The 20,487-nt window shown below is 64.9% G+C and carries 17 protein-coding genes and 1 tRNA gene; 8 read left to right on the top strand and 10 right to left on the bottom strand.

The window, feature by feature from the left end:
• Positions 1 to 5: 5 nt before the first annotated feature.
• On the bottom strand, positions 6 to 1,655 hold the full coding sequence (gene argS, locus NG696_RS19115; protein ID WP_252565116.1) for an arginine--tRNA ligase: 1,650 nt from the start codon (positions 1,653 to 1,655) through the stop codon (positions 6 to 8).
• 170 nt (positions 1,656 to 1,825) lie between these two features.
• Here argS and NG696_RS19120 point away from each other — a divergent pair, with 170 nt between their 5' ends.
• From NG696_RS19120 to NG696_RS19145, 6 genes are all read left to right on the top strand, one after another.
• Entirely contained in the window at positions 1,826 to 2,299 is a 474-nt protein-coding gene (locus NG696_RS19120) for an FMN-binding protein (RefSeq protein WP_252565114.1), read from the top strand.
• 3 nt (positions 2,300 to 2,302) lie between these two features.
• Positions 2,303 to 3,169, top strand: coding sequence for an FAD:protein FMN transferase (locus tag NG696_RS19125; protein ID WP_252565113.1), 867 nt, complete (start codon positions 2,303 to 2,305; stop codon positions 3,167 to 3,169).
• On the top strand, positions 3,166 to 4,728 hold the full coding sequence (locus NG696_RS19130; RefSeq protein ID WP_252565112.1) for a ferredoxin--NADP reductase: 1,563 nt from the start codon (positions 3,166 to 3,168) through the stop codon (positions 4,726 to 4,728). The genes NG696_RS19125 and NG696_RS19130 overlap by 4 nt, the downstream gene beginning before the upstream one ends.
• A gap of 78 nt (positions 4,729 to 4,806) precedes the next feature.
• Positions 4,807 to 4,879 (top strand) — tRNA-Arg (locus NG696_RS19135).
• Positions 4,880 to 5,100: 221 nt separating this feature from the next.
• On the top strand, positions 5,101 to 6,141 hold the full coding sequence (locus tag NG696_RS19140) for a M4 family metallopeptidase (RefSeq protein WP_252565024.1): 1,041 nt from the start codon (positions 5,101 to 5,103) through the stop codon (positions 6,139 to 6,141).
• Between the two features lie 94 nt (positions 6,142 to 6,235).
• Positions 6,236 to 6,577, top strand: coding sequence for a protealysin inhibitor emfourin (locus NG696_RS19145; RefSeq protein WP_252576385.1), 342 nt, complete (start codon positions 6,236 to 6,238; stop codon positions 6,575 to 6,577).
• Between the two features lie 50 nt (positions 6,578 to 6,627).
• On the opposite strand, the gene NG696_RS19150 is transcribed toward NG696_RS19145, so the two are convergent.
• The 4 genes from NG696_RS19150 to NG696_RS19165 form a co-directional block, all read right to left on the bottom strand.
• Positions 6,628 to 7,848 (bottom strand): benzoate/H(+) symporter BenE family transporter, encoded by a 1,221-nt coding sequence (locus tag NG696_RS19150; RefSeq protein WP_252565022.1) that lies wholly within the window; start codon positions 7,846 to 7,848, stop codon positions 6,628 to 6,630.
• Between the two features lie 204 nt (positions 7,849 to 8,052).
• A complete protein-coding gene (gene catC, locus NG696_RS19155; RefSeq protein WP_252565021.1) occupies positions 8,053 to 8,355 on the bottom strand; it encodes a muconolactone Delta-isomerase in 303 nt (100 codons plus the stop codon).
• A 42-nt stretch (positions 8,356 to 8,397) separates the two neighbouring features.
• Positions 8,398 to 9,261 carry a catechol 1,2-dioxygenase gene (gene catA / locus NG696_RS19160; protein ID WP_252565020.1) on the bottom strand — a complete coding sequence of 288 codons (864 nt, stop codon included), beginning with the start codon at positions 9,259 to 9,261 and terminating at the stop codon, positions 8,398 to 8,400.
• A 252-nt stretch (positions 9,262 to 9,513) separates the two neighbouring features.
• Positions 9,514 to 10,212 (bottom strand): maleylpyruvate isomerase family mycothiol-dependent enzyme, encoded by a 699-nt coding sequence (locus NG696_RS19165; RefSeq protein ID WP_252565019.1) that lies wholly within the window; start codon positions 10,210 to 10,212, stop codon positions 9,514 to 9,516.
• A 291-nt stretch (positions 10,213 to 10,503) separates the two neighbouring features.
• Here NG696_RS19165 and NG696_RS19170 point away from each other — a divergent pair, with 291 nt between their 5' ends.
• Entirely contained in the window at positions 10,504 to 11,895 is a 1,392-nt protein-coding gene (locus NG696_RS19170) for an MFS transporter (RefSeq protein ID WP_252565018.1), read from the top strand.
• A 284-nt stretch (positions 11,896 to 12,179) separates the two neighbouring features.
• Positions 12,180 to 13,070, top strand: a complete 891-nt coding sequence (locus NG696_RS19175) for a LysR family transcriptional regulator (RefSeq protein ID WP_252565017.1) — start codon at positions 12,180 to 12,182, stop codon at positions 13,068 to 13,070.
• 35 nt (positions 13,071 to 13,105) lie between these two features.
• Here NG696_RS19175 and NG696_RS19180 read toward each other — a convergent pair whose 3' ends face one another.
• From NG696_RS19180 to benA, 5 genes are all read right to left on the bottom strand, one after another.
• Complete coding sequence (locus NG696_RS19180) at positions 13,106 to 15,934, bottom strand: AAA family ATPase (protein WP_252565016.1); 2,829 nt, start codon at positions 15,932 to 15,934, stop codon at positions 13,106 to 13,108.
• Positions 15,935 to 15,995: 61 nt separating this feature from the next.
• Positions 15,996 to 16,820 carry a 1,6-dihydroxycyclohexa-2,4-diene-1-carboxylate dehydrogenase gene (locus NG696_RS19185; RefSeq protein ID WP_252565015.1) on the bottom strand — a complete coding sequence of 275 codons (825 nt, stop codon included), beginning with the start codon at positions 16,818 to 16,820 and terminating at the stop codon, positions 15,996 to 15,998.
• Complete coding sequence (gene benC / locus NG696_RS19190) at positions 16,820 to 18,394, bottom strand: benzoate 1,2-dioxygenase electron transfer component BenC (protein ID WP_252565014.1); 1,575 nt, start codon at positions 18,392 to 18,394, stop codon at positions 16,820 to 16,822. Before benC ends, NG696_RS19185 begins: the two co-directional genes overlap by 1 nt.
• 125 nt (positions 18,395 to 18,519) lie before the next feature.
• Positions 18,520 to 19,056 carry a benzoate 1,2-dioxygenase small subunit gene (gene benB / locus NG696_RS19195; protein ID WP_252565013.1) on the bottom strand — a complete coding sequence of 179 codons (537 nt, stop codon included), beginning with the start codon at positions 19,054 to 19,056 and terminating at the stop codon, positions 18,520 to 18,522.
• Positions 19,057 to 19,096: 40 nt separating this feature from the next.
• Positions 19,097 to 20,479, bottom strand: coding sequence for a benzoate 1,2-dioxygenase large subunit (gene benA, locus NG696_RS19200; RefSeq protein ID WP_252565012.1), 1,383 nt, complete (start codon positions 20,477 to 20,479; stop codon positions 19,097 to 19,099).
• Between the last annotated feature and the right edge of the window lie 8 nt (positions 20,480 to 20,487).

Raw genomic sequence — 20,487 nt, forward strand, 5'->3', positions numbered from 1 at the left:
CAGTTTCACATCCGTTCCGGTGCGGACACGCCCAGCAGGTCCAGTCCGTTGGCCAGCACCTGGCTGGTGGCGTCGTTCAGCCACAGGCGGGTGCGGTTGACATCGGTGACGGCTTCGTCGCCCTGTGGGGCAACACGGCAGGCGTCGTACCAGCGGTGGTAGGCGCCGGCAATTACCTCGAGGTGGCGGGCCACGCGGTGGGGTTCACGCAGTTCGGCGGCTTTGGCCACGATCGAGGGGTAGCTGCCCAGGTAGGAGAGCAGTTCGTTTTCCGTGGCGTGATCCAGAAGTGAAGCATCGAACGCGCTCCGGTCCACGCCGGCAGCCACGGCGTTGCGGGCGGTGCCACGGGACCGGGCGTGGGCGTACTGGACGTAGAACACCGGGTTTTCGTTGCTGTGCTTCTTCAGGAGATCGGGATCCAGGGTGAGCGGGGAATCTGCCGGGAAGCGGGCCAGAGAATAACGAACAGCGTCCTTGCCCAGCCAGTCGATGAGGTCCTTGAGCTCGATGATGTTGCCAGCCCGCTTGGACAGCTTGGCGCCATTAACGGACACCAGCTGGCCGATCAGCACCTCGATGTTCACATCGGGATCATCGCCCGCGCAGGCCGCAATGGCCTTGAGGCGGTTGATGTAACCGTGGTGGTCGGCCCCCAGGAGGTAGATCTTTTCGGTAAAGCCGCGGTCCTTCTTGGACAAGTAGTAGGCGGCGTCCGCGGCAAAGTACGTGGGTTCGCCGTTCGCGCGGATCATCACGCGGTCCTTGTCGTCCCCGAAGTCGGTGGTGCGCAACCAGACCGCACCGCCGTCGTCGAACACGTGGCCCTGCTCGCGAAGGCGGGCCACAGCACTTTCGATGTGGCCGGCGTCGTGCAGTTCCTGCTCCGAGAAGTAAACGTCAAACGCAACGCCGAAGTCGGCGAGCGTGTCCTTAATGTCCTTCATCTGTGCCTTGTAGGCAGCGGCGCGGATGACGGGAAGGGCGGCGACCTCGGTGAGTTCGCGGATGTCGGGGTGCTGGGTGAGGACGTCGTGGCCGAGGTCTGCGATGTACTGGCCCGGGTAGCCGCCGTCCGGCACCGGAAGTCCGTGCAGCCGCGAGTAAACAGAGTTCGCGAACACGTTCATCTGCGAACCGGCGTCGTTGATGTAGTACTCGGCGGTGACCTCCGCGCCCGAAGCACGCAGCACGCGGGCGATGGCGTCGCCCAAGGCGGCCCAGCGGGTGTGGCCGATGTGCAGCGGACCAGTGGGGTTCGCCGACACAAATTCCATGTTCACCACGTGACCGGCGAGCGTGGTGGTGGTGCCGTAGTCCCGTCCGGCTTCCACGATGGCCTTCGCCAGGGCACCCGCCGCGGCGGCGTCCACGGTGATGTTCAGGAAGCCGGGGCCAGCAATATCCACGGCAGCGACGCCGTTGATGGACTTCAGCCGGGCGCTCAGGACGGTGGCGAATTCGCGCGGGTTGGTGCCGGCCTGCTTGGACAGCTGGAGGGCGATGCTGGTGGCCCAGTCGCCGTGCTCCCGGTTCTTCGGTCGCTCCACGCGCACCTCATCAGGGACAGCTGATGCGGAAAGCGCGATTTCGCCAGCGGCGACGGCGTCTTTCAGGCAGGCGGATATGGCGAGGGAGAGTTCTTCGGGAGTCACCCCTCTAGCCTACCGGGGGCCGCCACTGGGACGAATTTGGGGGTGATGCGTGACTGTTTCCGCACAACTTTTCCTCACAGCGGACGCACTGCTGATTCACAGGGTGAACCATTACGCTGAATCCGACGTTGAGTACACGTAAGCACCCAGCCCACGAAACGAGCCCCATCATGAGACCGTCAGTCCGCGAAAGTGTTTTCGTCGGCATCGCCGGCCTGTCCCTCGCTGGAACGGTGGCCGGCTGCGCGCCGTCGGCCACGCCCGCGGCGCCCGCTGCGACTTCCGACAGTATGTCCGGCGCCACCACGGCCCCTTCCGGCACGGCATCATCGCTGGCCAGCAGCGCCTCCCTCTACCAGGACGGCACGTACAGCGCTGACGGCACCTATGTTTCCCCCAACGGCACCGAAACCGTGGGGGTTGAGCTGACGCTCGCCGCAGGCACGGTCACGGCCGTGAACATCACCCAGCACCCCTCGAACCCGAACACGCGGAAATTCCAGGGAGAGTTCGCCGGCGGGATCGCAGCGCAGGTTGTGGGCAAGAGCATCGACGAACTCAACGTCTCCAAGGTGGCAGGATCCTCGCTCACCAGCGGCGGCTTCAACCAGGCCCTGGACAAGATCAAGGCCGAGGCCCAGTAGGCCGTGCCGAACCCGGAGGGCTTCCGCTTCGACGGGATCGGAACCCGTTGGGAAATCTCCACCCCCCGTCCGCTTGATGCCAGCGTCCGTGCCCGGCTGCTCGCCTTGGTGGAGCGGTACGACGGCGACTGGTCCCGGTTTAGGTCCGATTCGACCGTCGGTGCCATGGCCCGCCAGCCCGGGCGGTATGAGCTGCCGCCGGAAGCGGCGGACCTTGGCCGGCTGTACCGCTCGCTGTATGACATCACCGGCGGTGCAATGACGCCGCTGATCGGCGGCAGCCTGGAGCGCCTCGGGTACGACGCCGACTATTCCCTGCGGCCTGCGGGGTCCGCGCTTCCGGCACCCCGCTGGGAGGACGTCCTGGCGTGGGACGGGAGTGTGCTGACCACCTCCGCTCCCCTGGTCCTGGACATCGGTGCCGCCGGTAAGGGGCAGCTGGTGGACCTTCTCGCCATTGAGCTGCGGTCCTGCGGCGTGGACTCCTTCGTGATTGATGCCAGCGGCGACCTGCTGCACCGCGGTCCTGATCCGGTGTCCGTGGCGTTGGAGCACCCGTACGATCCTGCGAGGGCCATCGGGACCGTGCCGCTGGCAGGCGGCGCCTTGTGCGCATCAGCTTCCAACCGACGGGCATGGGGCGACGGCCTGCACCATGTGCTTGATGGCACCACCGGGCTGCCCGTCAGCACGGCGGTAGCCACGTGGACCATGGCGGAAAGCACCATGGTTGCTGATGCTCTGGCCACCGCCCTGTTCTTTGTTCCGGGCAGCGAGCTGGAACAGAGTTTCGATTTTTCCTGGCTGACGGTTTTTTCTGATGGAAGTGCTGCCTACTCGGCCGGATTTGAAGGGACACTGTTCTCATGAGCCCCGTTGACGCCCCCAAGGCAACTGCCGTTTTCACTGCCGGCCGGCTGGGCACCCTGTTGGGCAAGTACACGATGTACCGGCTGATCCTGCTGGTGCTGGCAGCCCTTGCCGCATACAGCCTCCTGCTCAATGCCCTTGGCTGGCTCACGTTCGGCATCCCGCAGATGCTCGTCCACTTGGTGCTGTGCCTTGGCCTGACCTACGTGTCCAACCGCGCGCTGGCTGCCCTTTTCCACGTCCGCCCCCATTCCGAATCGTCGCTGATCACCGGCCTGCTGCTGTATTTCCTGTTCTGGCCCTCCTTTATGCCCCTGGATGTGGCGGGAGTGGCCCTGGCCTGTGTGCTGGCCTCCGCCTCGAAATACGCGCTGGCCTGGCGTGGCCGGCACATCTTCAACCCCGCCGCCGCCGGGGCGTTTGTCACTGGGCTGACGGGGCTGAACATCGCGACGTGGTGGGCGGCGACCCCCGCCATGCTGTGGCTGCTGGTCCCGGGCGTCCTCCTGGTGCTCTACCGGACGCGTAAGTTGCTCATGGCGGCCGTGTTCCTTGTGGTTGCCACATCAATTGTGAGCGCTGAGCTGCTGCAGGCAGGGCTTACCCTGGGCAGCGCACTCTGGCAGGCCCTGGCGCAACGGCCGCTGCTGTTCTTCGTCGGCTTTATGCTGACGGAGCCGCTCACCCTCGCTCCGCGCCGCTGGCAGCAGCTCGCGCTCGCCGCACTGGTTGGTGTGGTGTTCGCAGTGCCGTACAACTTCGGTTTCATCGCCAACTCGCCGGAGCTGGCCCTGCTGGTCGGCAACCTGCTGGCGTTCCTTGTGGGCCAGCGCGGCGGGCTCAGGCTCCGGTTCGCTGGCTCCCGTCCTCTGACGCCCAGCACCACAGAGTTCGCCTTTGAACCGTCCCGGCCCGTCCGGTTTGTGCCGGGACAATACATGGAACTGGATCTGCCGCACGCCAAGTCCGACGGTAAAGGCCGACGCCGGGTGTTCAGTTTGACGAGTGCCCCCGGTTCGGAGACGGTGAAGTTTGGCGTCCGGACGGCGGAGCCCCTGTCCGCGGCGAAGAAAGTCCTGCTGGATCTGAAGCCTGGTGATGAGGTGGCCGCCACCTCCGTGGGCGGAGATTTTGTCCTGCCCCGCGACCCCCAGGCCCCCGTCCTCCTGATCGCCGCGGGCATCGGCATCACGCCCTATCTTGCCCATCTGGCTTCCAGCGCCGCGCAGGACCGGGACGTGGTTCTCCTGCTGCTGGCGCGCAATCCTGCCGAAATTGCCTACGCGGCCGAGCTGCAGGCGTCCGGGGCGCGCATCCTGGCACGCCTCGCTGACGGTTCGGTCCCGCCGCCGTTCATCACCGATGCCGGGACACTGCTGTCCGGGGGCGCCGCCCCCGGCGCACGGCTGGACGGAGTCTCCTTGAAGGCCCTCGTCCCCGACATTGCCGGCCGCGCTGTCTACATCTCCGGGTCCCCCGCCAGCGTCTCCTCGCTGCGCCGTGCGGCCAGGAACGCGGGCGCACGGCGCGTGCACGTGGACTCTTTTTCGGGCTACTGACGGGAGCCGTTTTTCCTTGCAGGCACCTTCCTGCTAAGCTCTAGGACGTCCCGCTGGCAACGGCAGGATCCCTGGATTGCCCTCGTAGCTCAGGGGATAGAGCGTCTGCCTCCGGAGCAGAAGGTCGTTGGTTCGATTCCAATCGAGGGCACATTGAAAGCCCCGCCGTTTCGTTGAAACGGCGGGGCTTTTCGCATTCCAGAATGCCGGAGCGCCGGCAGATAAGCGGGCGCTGCCAGGCCCGGTTCCGGCAAACCGTCGGCCGTTCCCCGTAGGCTGTCCCCATCGGCAGCGGGGTTCCCGGCGGCCGGCAGGATTGAAGCCAGCCGCCGCACCGTGGTGCGCCCCGCCGAAGCACAGAAGGGGTCTGGCATGTACTGTTCAATCGTCCCTCCGTATCTTCTGCGCCGGCTGGCAGCGCTGGAGGAACCGCGACTGGGCGCTGCCGCCGCGGCTGCCCGCAGGGCCCTGCAACATGTCCAGGGCTTCCACGCCGCCCGGGCCCTAGCCGCACCGGCTGCCCGCCCCGGCATCCGGCAGCCCATCCCGGGCCCGCGCCGGACCATCTACGACGCGAGGTTCCTGGAGGACCTGCCCGGCGTCGTGGTCCGCAAGGAAGGGTACCCGCCTACCGGCGATGTGGCCGCGGATGAGGCTTACGACGGGCTGGGACATACCTTCCGGCTCTATGCGGAAGCCTTCGGCCGTGACTCCATCGACGGCAATGGCCTGCCGTTGGAGGCCTCAGTCCACTTTGGCGACCACTACGACAACGCCTTCTGGGACGGGCACCAGATGGTCTTCGGCGACGGTGACGGGGAGGTTTTTGACCGGTTCACCAAGTCCCTGAGCGTGATCGGCCATGAGCTGGCCCATGGCGTCACCCAGTATTCGGCCGGGCTGGCTTACCGGAACCAGGCCGGCGCCCTGAATGAATCGATGTCCGATGTCTTCGGCGCCCTCGTGGAGCAGTTCGCGAAGCGCCAGTCCGCTACAGAGGCAAGCTGGCTCATCGGCGAAGGGCTGTTCACCGACCAGGTACAGGGCTCCGCCCTGCGGTCCATGAAGGCCCCGGGGACCGCTTACGACGACGACGTCCTGGGCAAGGATCCGCAGCCGGAGTCGATGGACTCCTTCGTGCACACCACAGCCGACAACGGCGGCGTCCACATCAACTCAGGCATCCCGAACCGTGCCTTCTGCCTCGTCGCCCTGGCGCTGGCCGGCAATGCCTGGGAAGCCCCCGCCCGGATCTGGTACGCAACCCTGACGAACGGATCGCTGGGGCCTGACGCCACCTTCCGGGTCTTTGCCCGCGCCACGGCAGCCTCGGCCAGGGATTTTTTCGGGTCCGGGTCCGGCGAGCATGACGCCGTGCGGTCTGCGTGGGAAACTGTGAAGGTAAGGCTCTGATCCGGTTTCCCCCGGACCGCCGCACTCGTGGCCCGGCGGCGGCCGGACACGGGAACCATTCCATGAAGAACCAGGCCTGATGAAGATTCCTGCCATGAAAATTACTGTCGAACGCAGCGGCGGCTTCGCCGGAATGACGCGGACCTGGACGGTCCTGCCGGCACCTCCGGACGACATGGACCGTTGGCAGCCGCTGATCGAGGCATGCCCTTGGGACACTGTGCCGGCCTCCGGGCGGACCGCGCCTTCCGGCCAGCCGGACCGCTTCACCTACAGCATCCGCGCCGGCGTGCACCGGGCCGTTCTGCCCGAGCAGGCCTTGACGGGGCCGTGGCTGGATTTGGTCGAGCACGCCAAGGCGGCCGCCGAGTCCGCCCAGTCCCCGGCCGGAGGGCCGGGCAGTCCACCGCCGGAGGGTGCACCGGCGGGGCCTTGACAGTAGCCGGGCCGCGGAGCGCTCGGCGGCGGAAGGCGCCGCCGTCGTGTCTATGCCTGCCGGCCGTAGCGGCGAAGGGCGAGGTAGGCCGTGCTCCCCGCCAGAAGTCCCCAGAAGGGCGAGACGATGCCGGCCGGAGCCACCCCCGAAGCGGTGACCACCAGGGTGATGACCGCTGCCTCCGCTGCGATCGGATTGGCCTTGAAGTCCGAGATGGTGTCGACGAGTGAGGCCTGCAATGCCCCGAGGAGGGCGACGCCGGCGAGGGCGGCCATCATGGCTGCCGGCACAGCGGAGAAGAGTACTACGGCAGCGCTGCTGAAGAGGCCAAAGATGATGTAGAAGAAACCGCAGAAAATACCTGCCATGTAGCGGCGGTCCTTATCCGGGTGGGCTTCCGGACCGGCACAGATGCCGGCGGTGATGGCAGCTAGGTTAATGCCGTGTGCGCCCAGCGGGGCCGATACCAGCCACGCGAAGGAGGCAGCCCCCAGGACCAGCTTGTCGTTGACCCGATAACCCAGCGCGCCCATCATCGCCAGCCCTGGCCCGTTCTGCCCGGCCATGGTCACGATCAGCAGCGGCACGGCGATGCCCATGATGGCCTGGGGATTGAAGGTCGGGGTGGTCCACACCGGTCCGGACAGGTCCAGCGTTAACGCCGGCACGTGGGCCTGCGCAGTGAGGACGCTCAAGACCGCGCCTGCGGCCATGGCCAGCAATACCGCGTAGCGCGGCACAACCCGGCGGCCGATGAGGAACGCCACCACCAGTCCGCCGGCAACGATGGGGGATGTGGTTACTGCCTCGACGGCATTCAGCACAAAGGGGAAGAGTACGCCCGCCAGCACGGCGGCCATGACAGGCTTGGGAACGATGGCCAGCAGGCGTCCGAACCACCCGGTAACACCCAGGACCAGGGCGAGCAAGGCCGCCGCCACGTAGGCCCCGAGAGCGTCGCTGTAGTCGTAATTTCCCAGGGCCGTCAACAGGAGCGCTGCCCCCGGTACGGACCAGGCCACCACTATCGGCTGGCGTGTCAGGAAACTGAGCACCACGCACGTCACGCCGCTGGCTACAGCTAGGGACCAGACCCAGGAAGTCGTATGACCCTCACTGAGCCCGGCGCTTTGGGCGGCCTGCATGACCACAAGCATGGGGCCTGCATAGGAAACGGCCACGGCCACGAAACCCGCCGTCATGGCGGACAGCGAGAAGGACTTCCGGAGCGGCAAGCGCGCGGGCTGGCGTTCTGTCAGGGCGCGGGCCATCGGACTCCTCACGTTCGTCCTTGAATTTTGTCTGATCCGTGGATGCCGTTGAAATGAAGTACAGGGTCGGCATGACGGGACTGCACATTGGCGGCCGACACATTGCCTGCCGGACAGACTGCAGTCCAGCAGGCCGGCGCCGGTGCGGGCACTCGCCGGGGCCTTGCCCTTCAAAGTGCCGCACCAGCGACGGCTGGCTGATCCCTAGTTCGTTGTTACAGCCAATTCGAGAGATATGTCTGAAGGATGCGCTGCCAAGGGCGTGATGTCCATTTTCATGAAGGGGAAGAGCGGCAGGCCCCAGAGAATCTCGTGCAAGCGTTCATTGCCAGTGACATCAAAGATGCTGATATTCGCATATTCACCGACGCAGCGCCAGATGTTCTGCCACTCCCCCGTGCGCTGCAGGTCCTGCGAGTACGCCTTTTCCCGGACGAGCAATTCTGCCTTGGTGTGTGCATCCATGTCCTGCGGAATGGTGACGTCCATGCGGACTGCGAATAGCACGTGTTTGCTCCTTCGTGTGTCGTTCGGCGCGTTGGTCGTGCTTCAGGAACGGGCGGCGTCGAGCACGAAGTCGTACGTGACCTCGCTGCCTGCAGCGTCAGTGCGCGCAGTGGGGCTCAGGACAAGTTCGGGCTTGACGGCAGAGGCTATGTCATCGGAGAGGTGCTGATCCCCTTCGAAGTAGAGCTGCGCGGTCAGCAGCTGGTGCCCGGGAGCTGACACCTTCAGGTGCAGGTGCGCCGGGCGCCAGGCGTGCCAGCCGGCCGCGGCGATGAGCTTACCGCAAGCACCGTCCATGGGAATCTGGTACGGGGCCGGCTGCACGGTGTTCAGCGCGAAGTTGCCCTCGGCGTCGGCCACAACGGTGCCGCGCAGGTTCCACTCCGGCAGGCCGGGGGCGAACTGGGAGTAGAAGCCGTTGTCATCGGCGTGCCAGATCTCCACCCGTGCGCCCGGGAGCGGGGTGCCATCGACAGCGCGCACCTGGCCCTGGAACAGCAGCGGCGTACCGCCCTCATCCTCGCGCATCGGCAGGGTCGCCGGGGTCTCAAATTCAGGAGCGCCCGGGATGTAGTACGGGCCCTCAATGGTGCCCTTGTTCCCTTCCCGGTCCTCGGTGGAAACTTCCTCCACGACGTGCTCTACCCACACGTCCATGAACAAAGGCCATTCGCCGTCTTCACCGACGTTGATAAGCCAGGCTTTGAGGGCGTTGAACTCGTCATAGGTCACCTTGTGCTTGCGGATCGTCTCATGCACCGCGCTAAGCACCTCGTTGACCAACAGCGACACGCGCTCTTTCGGAACAGCCAGCGCTGCCGTCTTGCCGCTCTCACGGAAGCGCTCCGTGGCGGCATTGCCGGACTCAGCGGCTTTCGCTTCAAATTCACTCTGTTGGGTTGTCATCGTTGACTCACTTTCATAAGGGGCGTACACCGCAGCGCGGGCGCCCGGAAGTTACGGCCAAGAGGAAGCTTTGGAGGCTCCGCTCCTTCGTGGGTTCATACTTACGCCACTGTTGGCTCAAAAGCGTACGCGTGATTTTAGTGATAAACAAAGACTTAAATGCCTCCTATTCATATCCATGCGATAAGAATCTCCCCCAGCCTCAACCTCGGTAAAACCCTTGGTGCCGGAAGGGCCCTCAGGCCGCTTTTCTCACCAGGACGGCAGCTCCGGCAGCGGCCCATCGGACTCAACGTTCTCGGCGTGGCCGCGGGCGAGCCACTCCAGCATGCCCTCACGGTCGGACGCGACGCGCAAGGCACCGTCGCCGATGATCCATTCATCCCGTTCCTCGGTCACAAGGGTCATGCCAGGGGCATTCTTGGCACGCATGGTGCGCACTGCGGCTTCCAGAGCGTCCAGCAGCGAATCCGGGTCGGCCTCCTCAATGGTCCAGGCCGTATCGAGGTCGTGATGGTGGACGACAATCTCGCTGATCCTCAGCGCCACAATAGCCGTGGCAGGGATTTTTTTACCGTGCAAATGCACCTCGCCCAGCGCAAGATCCCCACCCAGCCGCTGGGCCTGTTCGGCAAAGAACTGGGCGGACTCCCGCAGTTTGATCATGAGTCCTTCGCGGGGCAGGGCCGCCAGCGAAGAGATCTCCCGGGCGCGGGCATCCGGAGACGCATAGAGTTGCTGCTCCTCACCCGTGGCAGCCCAATCAATGAGCTTGACCAGGGCAGGCCCGTTGGACGTGAGGTGGGCAACCACGTCAGCCCGGGTCCACCCCGCACACAAGGAAGGGGCGGCCAGCTCGTCGTCGGACAAGGACGCGACGGTGGCCAGGAACATCTCCGTCTCCCGATTGAGCCTGGACAGGTCTGAGTGCAAGCGCGTGGCATTGATCATGGGGTCACTCTAGCCAGGCGCCCCGGTGCAGGCTACCAGTGCCGGCCAGGACCGGGTCCAATTCCCGAGCGCCCCCACCTGCTTCATCGCGCTGCACTGTCACTTTAGGCCATAACCGAGCCATTTTACTGGATTGATACCTCAGGCCTATGAATTACACCCCTGACAAAGTCAGGGCATTTGCCTCATATGATCCAGATCACGGCTTTGCCAGACTGAAATGTAATCAGACACCCCTGCGGTTTCCCCGCTTTGGTAATGCCACATGCTCCGCTCAGAGAGGACCCGGACATGATCAAACCGAATATCGTCATCGCCGAAGACCCGCGCAAAGAGGCGCGCACCGCCAATTGGGTGGCCTTCGTCATCTGCCTGGCCCTGTTGTTCGACGGCTATGACCTCGTCGTGTACGGCACAGTCCTGCCCGGCCTGCTGGCCGACCCGAGCCAGATCGGCGCCTTCGACCTGGCCACCGCCGGCATCCTTGGTTCCTGGGCACTCATTGGGGTGCTGGTCGGCTCCCTGTTCTGCGGCGCGGTTGGGGACTTCTTCGGCCGTCGCCGGCTGATGCTGCTGGGTATTGCCTGGTTCTCGGTCGGTATGTTCGTCACGGCACTGACCACTACTGTCATGGCTTTCGGCACGATGCGCTTCATCACCGGCCTGGGCCTTGGCGTGGTAATAGCCACCGCCGGTGCCACCATGGCTGAGTTTGCGCCGCACGGACGGCGTCAGTTCTACAATGCAATTGTTTACTCCGGCGTTCCCGCCGGCGGCGTGTTTGCCTCTGTCATTGGCATCCTGCTCCTCAATAACATCGGCTGGCGCGGGCTGTTCATGATCGGCGCGCTGCCCCTCGTCCTGCTGGTGCCCATAGCGTGGTTCAAGCTCCCTGAGTCTCCACGCTGGCTGCTGTCCCGCGGCCGCGAGCAGGAGGCCCAGGCCGCTTCCCAGCGCACCGGCGTTCCGCTTGTCGAGGAACGGATCATTCAAGAGGTGGGCGCCGCACCGCAAAAAGCAGGTTTCGCCGCGGTGTTCTCCCGGCAGTTCGCTGTGGCATCCATTTTGCTCGGGCTGATGTCGTTCTGTGGCCTGCTGCTGACCTACGGCTTGAACACATGGCTGCCCAAGATCATGGAAGGGTACGGCTACGGGCGTACATACTCCCTGTTCTTCCCGCTGGCACTGAACCTGGGTGCCGTCGCAGGCGGCCTGCTCCTCTCGCGCGTCGCTGACAAGAGCGGCCCCCAGCGGGTCATCGCCTCCACCTTCGTCCTGGCGACCATGAGCCTGATGCTCATGACCTTCAGCTTCCCGCTACCCCTACTCTTCACCTTCATCGCCATCGCCGGCGTAGGCACCCTGGGCACCCAGGTCCTAATTTACGGGTTCCAGTCGAACTACTACACCACGAACGCCCGGGCCGCTGGCGTGGCCTGGTGCGCCAGCGTAGGACGCTTCGGCGGGATCCTGGGACCGATCATCGGCGGCTGGTTGGCCGCCGCAGGCATCGGAGGGGCCACGGCGTTTTATATTTATGGCGCCGTCGCCCTCGTCGGGGCAGTCGTGACCGTCCTGGTTCCTCACCAGCGCAAGCTGGAGGAGGCTGAGCACAAGGTGGAGGAGATCGCCGAGCACCGTGCCGACGACGGTGTGCCTGCTGCCCGTACACCCCGCCCCTAGGGCAGAGGGGCCACCGGATTCCCGGTAGTCTCCCCGGCAGAGCTTCCTGATCAGGTCGCTCTGCCGGGGAGACCTGTTTAAGCGGCCCCCCGGCCGTCTCGGACCGGGCACCCCGGTCATCCGAGGACCTGCGGTTCGTCAGTTGGGTCCCCGCTGGCTCCGGGCTGTTCCGCAAACCCCGGACTATATGCGTTGCATGCACTACTGAAGGATATTCAGGCTATTCTGCATATAAATAACCCGAAGGCAGACAGCCAGGTCCGAGCGGAAAGACAGTATCGACAATGGACATCCGCCAGCTTAGCTATTTCATCGCCGTCGCCGAGGAGCGCCACTTCGGTCGAGCCGCTAAACGCCTGCACATGGCACAGCCACCCCTATCGCAGCAGATCCGGCAGCTGGAGGAGCAGCTGGGCGTGCAATTGCTTAACCGCACCACCCGCCGGGTAGACCTCACGGCCGCCGGTGAGGAACTGCTAAGCCGTGGAAGGCACATCGTCAACGCCATGGAGACGCTCCAGGCCGACGTGTACCAGGTCGGCCAAGGGGCGGCCGGCGTGCTCCGCGTCGGGTTCTCCGGTTCCTCGACCTACGGGGTCATGCCCCCCATCGTCCGCCGCGTCAAGCAGGTACTTCCCGGCTTGACCCTGGCCCTCCGCGGGGAGATGCTTACGCCGGCCATGGAAGCCGGCCTGCGGGACGGAACGCTGGATGCAGCGCTGCTGCGGCCGCCGGTCTCAGCCCCGGAGATCGAATACCGCATCGTGGGTCGTGAACAGCTGGTCGTGGCGCTGCCCTCCTTCAGCCCGCTGGCAGCGGGCCGGCCTGTGGCCGTACACGAACTCCAAGACCAGGACTTTATCGCCTATCCGCCGGAGTCGGTGCTGTACCGCACCACTGCAGATATGTGCCGCAGTGAGGGGTTCCGGCCGCGCGTCACTCAGGTGATCGGCGAAACCTCCACCATGCTCTCCTTTGTGGCCGCCGGCAGCGGAATTGCCGTCGTTCCGGAAAGTGTCCGCGCTCTGCAGCTTGAAGGCGTGGTCTACTGTTCCATCGAGGACGCACCCCAGGTGGAATTGGCAGTCGCATGGCGGCGTGACGACCGCTCGGCGTTGCTGCGCAATTTCCTCGACGTGGTAGGCCCCGCAGAGGAGGCGACCCGCCCGCGCTGACGACAAGGTGCTCCCGGCCGCGTGGAAGCAATTCTTCAGTCCGAATCCCGGAACCGGGCGGCAAGTTCGCTGCGGGAGCGGATCCCCAATTTCCCGTAGACCCGTGTCAGGTGGTATTGGACGGTCTTCTCGGCCAGGAACAGCGCACGGGCGGCCTCCTTGTTGGTGGCCCCGTCGGCCACCAGTTCGCTTACTGCCTGCTCTTGGGGGGTGAGCTGGGCCTGCGAGCGGGCAGTTGCGGAAAGCACGGGGTCAGCGGGGTCGGGCAGGCTGCCGACGTCAACCCCCGTCGCTTTGAGTTCCCGGTCGCACCGGTCTACGTAGGTGGTCGCGCCCAGGGATTCGTAAAGATCCCGGGCGACCCGCAGCACTGAGGACGCCAGGCGCTTCTTGCCGGCGCGCCGCATGCTCTGTCCGAAGGCGAAGCTCACCCGAGCCCGCAGATAGGGCCGGTTCAGCCCGCCCAGATGCCTTAGGGCTGCTTCGAAGTGCTCCCGGGCCGTGTCGGGATCACCTTGGGCGGCCACCAGGCGGCCCCTGGCCCATGCCATCCGCGCAAGGTCTGAGGGTATGTTCCGTTCCCGCCGCACCCCTTCGAAGGCAGTAAGGAAAGCATCCGCTGTGTCAAGCTGATCGGTCATCACGAGGGCGTTGACGTAGGTGTCCTGCCAGGGCCAGAAGGACACCCGCTCCCCGGTCCATCGGTCCAGCTCCGTCAACGGCTGTAGCGCTTCCAAAACGCCCTCGTAGTCCGCTCGGGCCTCATGGAAACGGGCTCGGGCCAAACTGGCCGGCACCTGCATGGCCCCATAAGTTCCCGGCTGCACGGCAGCCTGGGAGACGTAGTACCTTGCCCTGTCCCAGTCGCCGCGCATGGACCACAGTTCAGCGGCGGTCCAGTACAGCAAGGGCCGGATCAGCGGCATCTGTGAACTCTCGAGGCGCACAGATGCGCGGGCCACGGTAGCAGCGGCTGCATCCCAGTTACCAAGCACAAGATGGGTGCGGGCCAACCAGGCCTCAGCCCACAGGGAAATCCGCATCGAGCCGCCGCGGTACTCCGTGGGAGCCGCCGCTTCGAGATTCACAAGTGCTGTCTCGGCGTCGTCGAGGCGCAAGGCCAACCAGCCGGCACCCATCTGCACGCGCTGTTTCTGTGCGTTCTCCGCGGCATGGTCGAAGGCCCGTTGGTACGAGGCCTCGGCCTCCGCCAAGCGGCCCTGCGCGTACAGGCCCAGCCCGTAAATGGCCTCCGATTCGATGTGCGCGGGCGTGCCGGGTTCCGCCAGGGACATCGCCCGCTCGGCCCAGCCGGTGATGAGCGGACCGTCCCAGGAGGCCAGTCCGTGCAGCACCAGGCGCTGGGCCACCTGGGCGGCGGCAGCCGGATCCCGTTCCGGATTGCTGGTCCGCCAGGCCATCTCCAGCAGGGACTGGGCGCTAAGGTTTTGCCCCGACGCGGTGGAGAGATAGCCCAGCACAGACGAACGCAGCGGGGAAGACGGCATGGCGTCAACGGCGGCAGCCCACATCTGCGCCTGCGCGATGTTGCCGGAGCCTACCAGCGCATCAACGCCCCTCAGCAGCCGGTCGTTGTGCGAGCGGACGTCCGAGGAGAGCCGGGAAGCGGAAAACAACGCGGTCGAGACATCCTGCCAAGCCCCTAGGAGGGCCTGGCGGCGGGCGAACTCCTCCAGTTCAGCGGCCAGCGCCTCGTCGGCGCCCGGGGTCGCCGACACCCGGTGTCCCAGCCGTTCGCCTTCGGCCTGGACCACCTCTGCGGCACGGCGGTGCAGAGCAATCCGCCGGCTGGGTAAAATCTGTTCATAGACCGCTTCAGCAGTGCCGGGCTCGAAGAACGCCACCACGGACCGCGCCTGTTCCACTGACAGGCCCAGCAGTCCGGCGCTGTGCCCCTCGTCGAGCGCCTGCATCACGGAGGCCATGCCACTGACAGCGGAGACCTCCGTCAATCCGGCGGAGCGTCCAAGAACGGACACGGCTTCGGCTACGGCGACCAGGTGCGGCGACGCGGCACTGAGAAGGCTATGCACCCTGGCCCGCACCCGCGAGCTCGGTGGCAGGGAGGGGAACCACGTATGCCAGGTTTCCGCGGGCAGCTCACCCAGCAGCTCGACAATCGGCTGAGGCGTTCCCCCTGTGTGCCGCACGAGCCCGTGGGCGGCGGTGGCACTCAGCTCAATGCCGAATGAGCGCCGGGCGAGGTCCTGGACGTGTTGAGGCGACAGGGGCTCCAGCGGGATACGGGCAACTTGGTGGCCGGAGAGGAAACCAAGCACCCCCGCCGGGACATGCGCGGCCTGACTGGGGTCCAGAGTGACCACGAACAGGATCCGCTTGCCCCGCAGGCGTCGCATGGCAAACACCAGGATGTGAAGGCTCTCGGCGTCGAAATGCTGGATGTCGTCGACGGCAACGACCACGGAGCCGTGCGACTGCAGCCCCTCAAGGTGCGTGCTGAGGGTGGAGGCATATTTGAGGACCTGCCCAGGGTCGAGGGCGGCGCCAGGGACGGGGAACCCTGCCTCACGGTTATCCCCCTTGGCCGAGCGCAACGGTGCGGTGAGCATGAGCTGGGAATAGCCGGCAAGGGCGAACTGGGCTTCCCACTCGTCCCCCGTGGCGGAGAGCAGCCGCACTCCCCGGGCCACCGAAGAGCAGCGGTCCAGGAACAAATCGAGAAGCGCGGTCTTTCCCGACCCGGGCGGGCCTGTGAGCACGACAGTGCGCACATGGCCCTTTCGCACCGCGCGGAGGGTCTCCTGTAGTTTCTCGAAAACCACGGCCCGGCCCAGGAGTGGCAGCTCCGCTCCTGTGCCGCTATCGTGGGGGCCCGCCGTCATGGTCGCAAGCTTACTCCCGCGGGCCCTGTTGCCATTCCGGCGGGTTCCCGTCAAACCAGCATCAGCCGAGGTCCCCACCCGCTACCGGAAGGATGCTACCGGTGATGTAGGACGCCTCGTCGGAGGCCAGGAACACGATCGGCGCGGCCTGCTCATCGAGGGTGCCGTAGCGCTTCATGAAGGAGGACTGCACGGTCTGGTCCACGATGCCCTGGTACCACGCCTTTTCCGCGGAAGACTCCGCACCAGGCCCGCGTTGGACCTTTCTTGGCGGAGCCTCAGTGCCGCCCGGGGCTGTTGCGACGACGCGGATCCCGCGCCCGGCAACCTCCATGGCCAAAGACTGCGTCAGGGCGTTGACACCGCCCTTCGCTGCGGCATACGGGACCCGGTTCATGCCCCGGGTAGCCACCGAGGAGACGTTGACAATGGTGCCGGAGCCTTGCCCAAGCATGATTGGAAGCACGGCCCGGCAGGACCAGAGTGTAGGGAACAGCGAGCGGCGGATCTCCTTCTCGATTTTCTCCTCGTCGTACTCTTCGTAGGGGCGGGCCCAGATGGTGCCGCCCACATTGTTGACGAGAACATCCACCCGCCCGTAGGCGGCAAGTGCTCCGTCCACCGCCTGTTGCGCTCCGGTAAAGGTCTCCAAGTCAGCGGTCAACGACGTGGCGTTTCCCCCCGAGCCGGACAACTGCGCTCCGTCCTTAATTCCGAGGGCAACCTCGTGCACCAGTTCGGCCCGGTCCACGAGAAAGACAGAGCCCCCTTCAGCCCCGATCCTTTCTGCCACCTTCTGCCCGATGCCCTGGGCCGAGCCCGTCACGATCGCCACTTTGCCGGCGAAACGGCCAGGAGAGAGGAACTGCCCGTGCGGCGCCGGCATCAGGAATCAGCCATCTTGGCGTCGATCGCCCCGGACATGGTTTCCTTGGCTTCACGGGTGTGGGCCATGATGACCTGGCGTGCGCGTTCTTTATCACGGCGCTCGAACGCTTCCACGAGGTCCAGGTGGTCCTGTGTGACGCGCTCAAAGATCTCGGTCCCCTTCTCGAAAGTCGCCGCCATCTGGGCATGGACATCGAGCCGGCGGTAGGACTCCAGGAGCATGGGGTTGTCGCAGATCAGGAAAAGGTACTCGTGTAAGGCCTCGTTGGTCTGCACGTATTCTTCAGGGTCTTGAACCGTGCCGGCGCCCACGGAGCGGGTGGTGGCCTCGGCACGCCGGCGGAACTGTTGAAGTTGTTCCTCGCTGAGGCGACCAAGCATCAGCTCGGTAACTGCGAGCTCAAGGCCCATGCGCGCTTCAAGGTGGGCGTAGCTGTCTTCCTTGCGAAACTCCAGCCGGCCGGTCTCCAGGGAGGAGATGGCCTGGGCGCGGCTGATCTTGTCGCCCTCAGCCTCGATCTGCTGTACGGGGGCCGGGGCACCCGTCTCGGCGTCACCGCCGGTGGTTTCCTTCGGGGCGAACCGCTCAAAGTAGAAGTTGGCCGGCTGGACATTCTCGACGTCCAACCACTTTGAGACTGCATTGACCATGGGGGGCGGGCCGCACAGGTAGACATCGACGTCGCCGTCGTTGAGGTGGGCGGGCTCGATAATCTGGGTCACGTAGCCGGTGTGCGGGGCCGAGGTGCCCGGATCGGAGGCGATGTAGTCCCAAGTGAAGTTTGGCAGTTTCGCTTCGAAGGCCCACAGCCAGTCGAGCCCGACGATGTCCGCTTCACGGGTGACACCGTAGATCAGGTGCACCGGCGTGGCAGGCGGGTTGTCGGAAAGTTTCGCCAGGATTGACAGGAGGGGGGCCAGGCCGGTGCCCCCTGCCAGCAGGAGCAAGGGTCGCTTCGGCTCGCGCAGGAAGAACGATCCGTAGGGTCCCGTGAATTCGATGGTGTCACCCACCGCCGCCCGGTCGCGCAGGTACTCGGACATCGCGCCCTGGGGGGTGATACGCACCATGAAGGATGCATCGTCCACGCCGGGGCCGTTGCTGAAGGAGTACGAGCGCTCTGCGTCCGTTCCGGGGACCTTGATATTGACGTACTGGCCGGGCAGAAACGCCAGGGCCTCCCGGTCCTGCACGTCCAGCGTGAAGGAGATCGTGGATTCCGAGTGCTTGTTGAGCTCTTTGACGGTTGACGTGAACGTGGCGGCCGAGGTCTTCGCGGATTCCGAAGTTGCCGGGATCTGGATGGACAAGTCGGATTCCGGGACGGCCTGGCAGGTCAGCATGTAACCCTTCTCCAGCTCCTCCTCGGTCATGGCGTCGTCGATAAAGTCTCCCGGATCGAAGGAGCCGGAGTCGCAGAAGGCCTTGCAGGTGCCGCAGGCACCGTCCCGGCAGTCCGACGGGATGTTGATTCGCGCCTTGTAGGCGGCGTCCATGACGGTCTCGTAGTCGCCGACCTTGATGACCTTGGTGACGCCATCCTCGAAGCTGAGGGCTACCTGGTGGCCCATAATTTCCTCCTGGCTGGGGTCGCGTCCCTGCGACCCGGAAAAGTTTTTGCGGTGTGCTCGATCGAGCGGTGCGGTAGGCAGGATCCCGGACTGTGCCCGCCGGAGCAGGCACAGTCCGTGGGCCGTCAGACCATGTAGACGTCCACCACGTGGTGGATGTAGTCGTTCTTGAGAACGACTTTCTTTTTTAGGATCACCGGCTTTTCGCCTGAGAGATCAATCGTGTAGAAACTGGTCCCGAAGTAGGTGTCAGTCGTGTTGTAGCGGAAGTACAGCGTGAACCAGTTGAAGCGGACCTTGACCTGGTCGCCGTCGTGCTCCATCACTTCAATGTCCGTGATGTTGTGCCCGGTGCGGGGCTCGGGCAGGGAGGTGGCCGAGGACCGGTCGGTCTTGATGCGGAATACGCGGTCCTCGATGCCGCCGCGGTTGTCATAGTAGATCAGAGAGATTTCGTTCTGGGGATCCGTGGTGAGGCGGTCATCAACGTCCCACGCCGGCATCCAGAATTCCGAGTCCGGGTGGTAGCACTCGAGCCACTCGTCGAACTGGCGGTCGTCCAGCAAGCGGGCTTCCTTGTACAGGAACGCGCGCACGCTCTCAAGGGTGGCGATCTCCTCAGCGGTCTTGAACGCCGTCACGGGGTTGAGCAGGTTGGCCATGGTGTTCAGCACTCTTTCTGTAATTTGGAAGTTGTCTTGGTCAGGCAGTGACGGGAACGGTTTCCTGGGCGGAGCGTTCCTCTTCCGTGAGAGCCTTGTCCATTACTTCCTTCCAGTACCCGTGCTGGATGGGGTACAGCCCCTCATCCTCGGTGCGCACACCGGACGCGATGACCCGGGTCATGCCGAGCGCTGTGGCCTGCTCGTCCGGGCCGGCGATCTCGTGGGTGGAACCACGGGTCATGTCGTTCCAGGGAGCGGCGGTGGCCCAGTACGTCTTGTTGCAGGAGCGGAACTCCTCCAGGTCATCGGGGGTGGCCATACCGGTCGCGTTGAAGAAGTCCTCGTACTGGCGGATACGCTTCGAACGGTTCTCCTGCGACTCGCCCTTTGGGGCGATGCAGTAGATGGTGACCTCCGTCTGGTCCGCGGAGATGGGACGAAAGTGGCGGATCTGCGAGGAGAACTGGTCCATGATGTAGACGTTGGGGTACAGGCAGAGGTTGCGCGAGATGTTGATCATGAAGTTGGCCATCTCCTCGCCGTACTTCTCCACGAGCTCGTCGCGGCGGTCCCATAGCGGACGGTCCTGCGGGTTAGTCCACTCCTGCCACAGCAAAAGGTGCCCGTGGTCGTAAGAATAGAAGCCGCCCTTGACTTTGCCCCACTTGCTGGCGTCCATGGCCTTGGTCGTGTTGGCGGAGTCGCCGGAGTTGCGTCGGGCGGTGGTTGCTGCGTAGTTCCAGTGCACGGCAGTGACGTGGTAGCCGTCAGCGCCGTTCTCCGCCTGGACTTTCCAGTTGCCGTCATAGGTGTAGGTCGAAGCGCCCCGCAGGACCTCAAGCCCTTCGGGTGACTGGTCCACGATGGAATCGATCACCTTGGTAGCGTCGCCCAGATGCTCCTCCAGCGGGAGGACGTCCGCGTTCAGGGAGCCGAACAGGAAGCCCCGGTAGGAATCGAAACGGGCAACCTTCGTGAGGTCGTGGGAGCCCTCCTTGTTGAAGGTCTCCGGGTATCCGGCATTGCGGGAGTCCTTGACCTTCAAAAGCTCGCCGGAGTTCTTGAAGGTCCAGCCGTGAAACGGGCAGGTGAAGGTGGTTCGGTTGTCGGTCTTGCGGCGACACAGCATCGCGCCACGGTGCGAGCAGGCGTTGACGATGCAGTTGAGCTTTTCATCCTTGTCCCGCGTGATAACGACGGGAGTGCGCCCGATGTAGGTGGTGAAGTAGTCGCCGACGTTGGGGACCTGGGACTCGTGGGCGAGGTAAACCCAGTTGCCTTCGAAGAGGTGCTTCATCTCCAGCTCGAAGATTTCCTTGTCGGTGAAAATCTCGCGCTTGGCTCGGATGACGCCGTTCTCTCGGTCATCGATCACGGCGTCAGCAAGGACTTCACGGACATGTGACAGGTTCTCGGTCATGATGTGCT

The sequence above is a fragment of the Pseudarthrobacter cellobiosi genome (assembly GCF_023913755.1).
GTDB classification, from domain to species: Bacteria; Actinomycetota; Actinomycetes; order Actinomycetales; family Micrococcaceae; genus Arthrobacter; species Arthrobacter cellobiosi.

What these genes read in the sequence shown, in the direction of transcription:
- NG696_RS19120 (WP_252565114.1), top strand. Translation starts at nt 1,826, where the DNA reads ATGAGACCGTCAGTCCGCGAAAGTGTTTTCGTCGGCATCGCCGGCCTG.
- NG696_RS19130 (WP_252565112.1), top strand. Translation starts at nt 3,166, where the DNA reads ATGAGCCCCGTTGACGCCCCCAAGGCAACTGCCGTTTTCACTGCCGGC.
- NG696_RS19140 (WP_252565024.1), top strand. Translation starts at nt 5,101, where the DNA reads ATGTACTGTTCAATCGTCCCTCCGTATCTTCTGCGCCGGCTGGCAGCG.
- NG696_RS19145 (WP_252576385.1), top strand. Translation starts at nt 6,236, where the DNA reads ATGAAAATTACTGTCGAACGCAGCGGCGGCTTCGCCGGAATGACGCGG.
- NG696_RS19150 (WP_252565022.1), bottom strand. Translation starts at nt 7,848, where the DNA reads ATGGCCCGCGCCCTGACAGAACGCCAGCCCGCGCGCTTGCCGCTCCGG.
- catA (WP_252565020.1), bottom strand. Translation starts at nt 9,261, where the DNA reads ATGACAACCCAACAGAGTGAATTTGAAGCGAAAGCCGCTGAGTCCGGC.
- NG696_RS19165 (WP_252565019.1), bottom strand. Translation starts at nt 10,212, where the DNA reads ATGATCAATGCCACGCGCTTGCACTCAGACCTGTCCAGGCTCAATCGG.
- NG696_RS19170 (WP_252565018.1), top strand. Translation starts at nt 10,504, where the DNA reads ATGATCAAACCGAATATCGTCATCGCCGAAGACCCGCGCAAAGAGGCG.
- NG696_RS19175 (WP_252565017.1), top strand. Translation starts at nt 12,180, where the DNA reads ATGGACATCCGCCAGCTTAGCTATTTCATCGCCGTCGCCGAGGAGCGC.
- NG696_RS19180 (WP_252565016.1), bottom strand. Translation starts at nt 15,934, where the DNA reads ATGACGGCGGGCCCCCACGATAGCGGCACAGGAGCGGAGCTGCCACTC.
- NG696_RS19185 (WP_252565015.1), bottom strand. Translation starts at nt 16,820, where the DNA reads ATGCCGGCGCCGCACGGGCAGTTCCTCTCTCCTGGCCGTTTCGCCGGC.
- benC (WP_252565014.1), bottom strand. Translation starts at nt 18,394, where the DNA reads ATGGGCCACCAGGTAGCCCTCAGCTTCGAGGATGGCGTCACCAAGGTC.
- benB (WP_252565013.1), bottom strand. Translation starts at nt 19,056, where the DNA reads ATGGCCAACCTGCTCAACCCCGTGACGGCGTTCAAGACCGCTGAGGAG.
- benA (WP_252565012.1), bottom strand. Translation starts at nt 20,479, where the DNA reads ATGACCGAGAACCTGTCACATGTCCGTGAAGTCCTTGCTGACGCCGTG.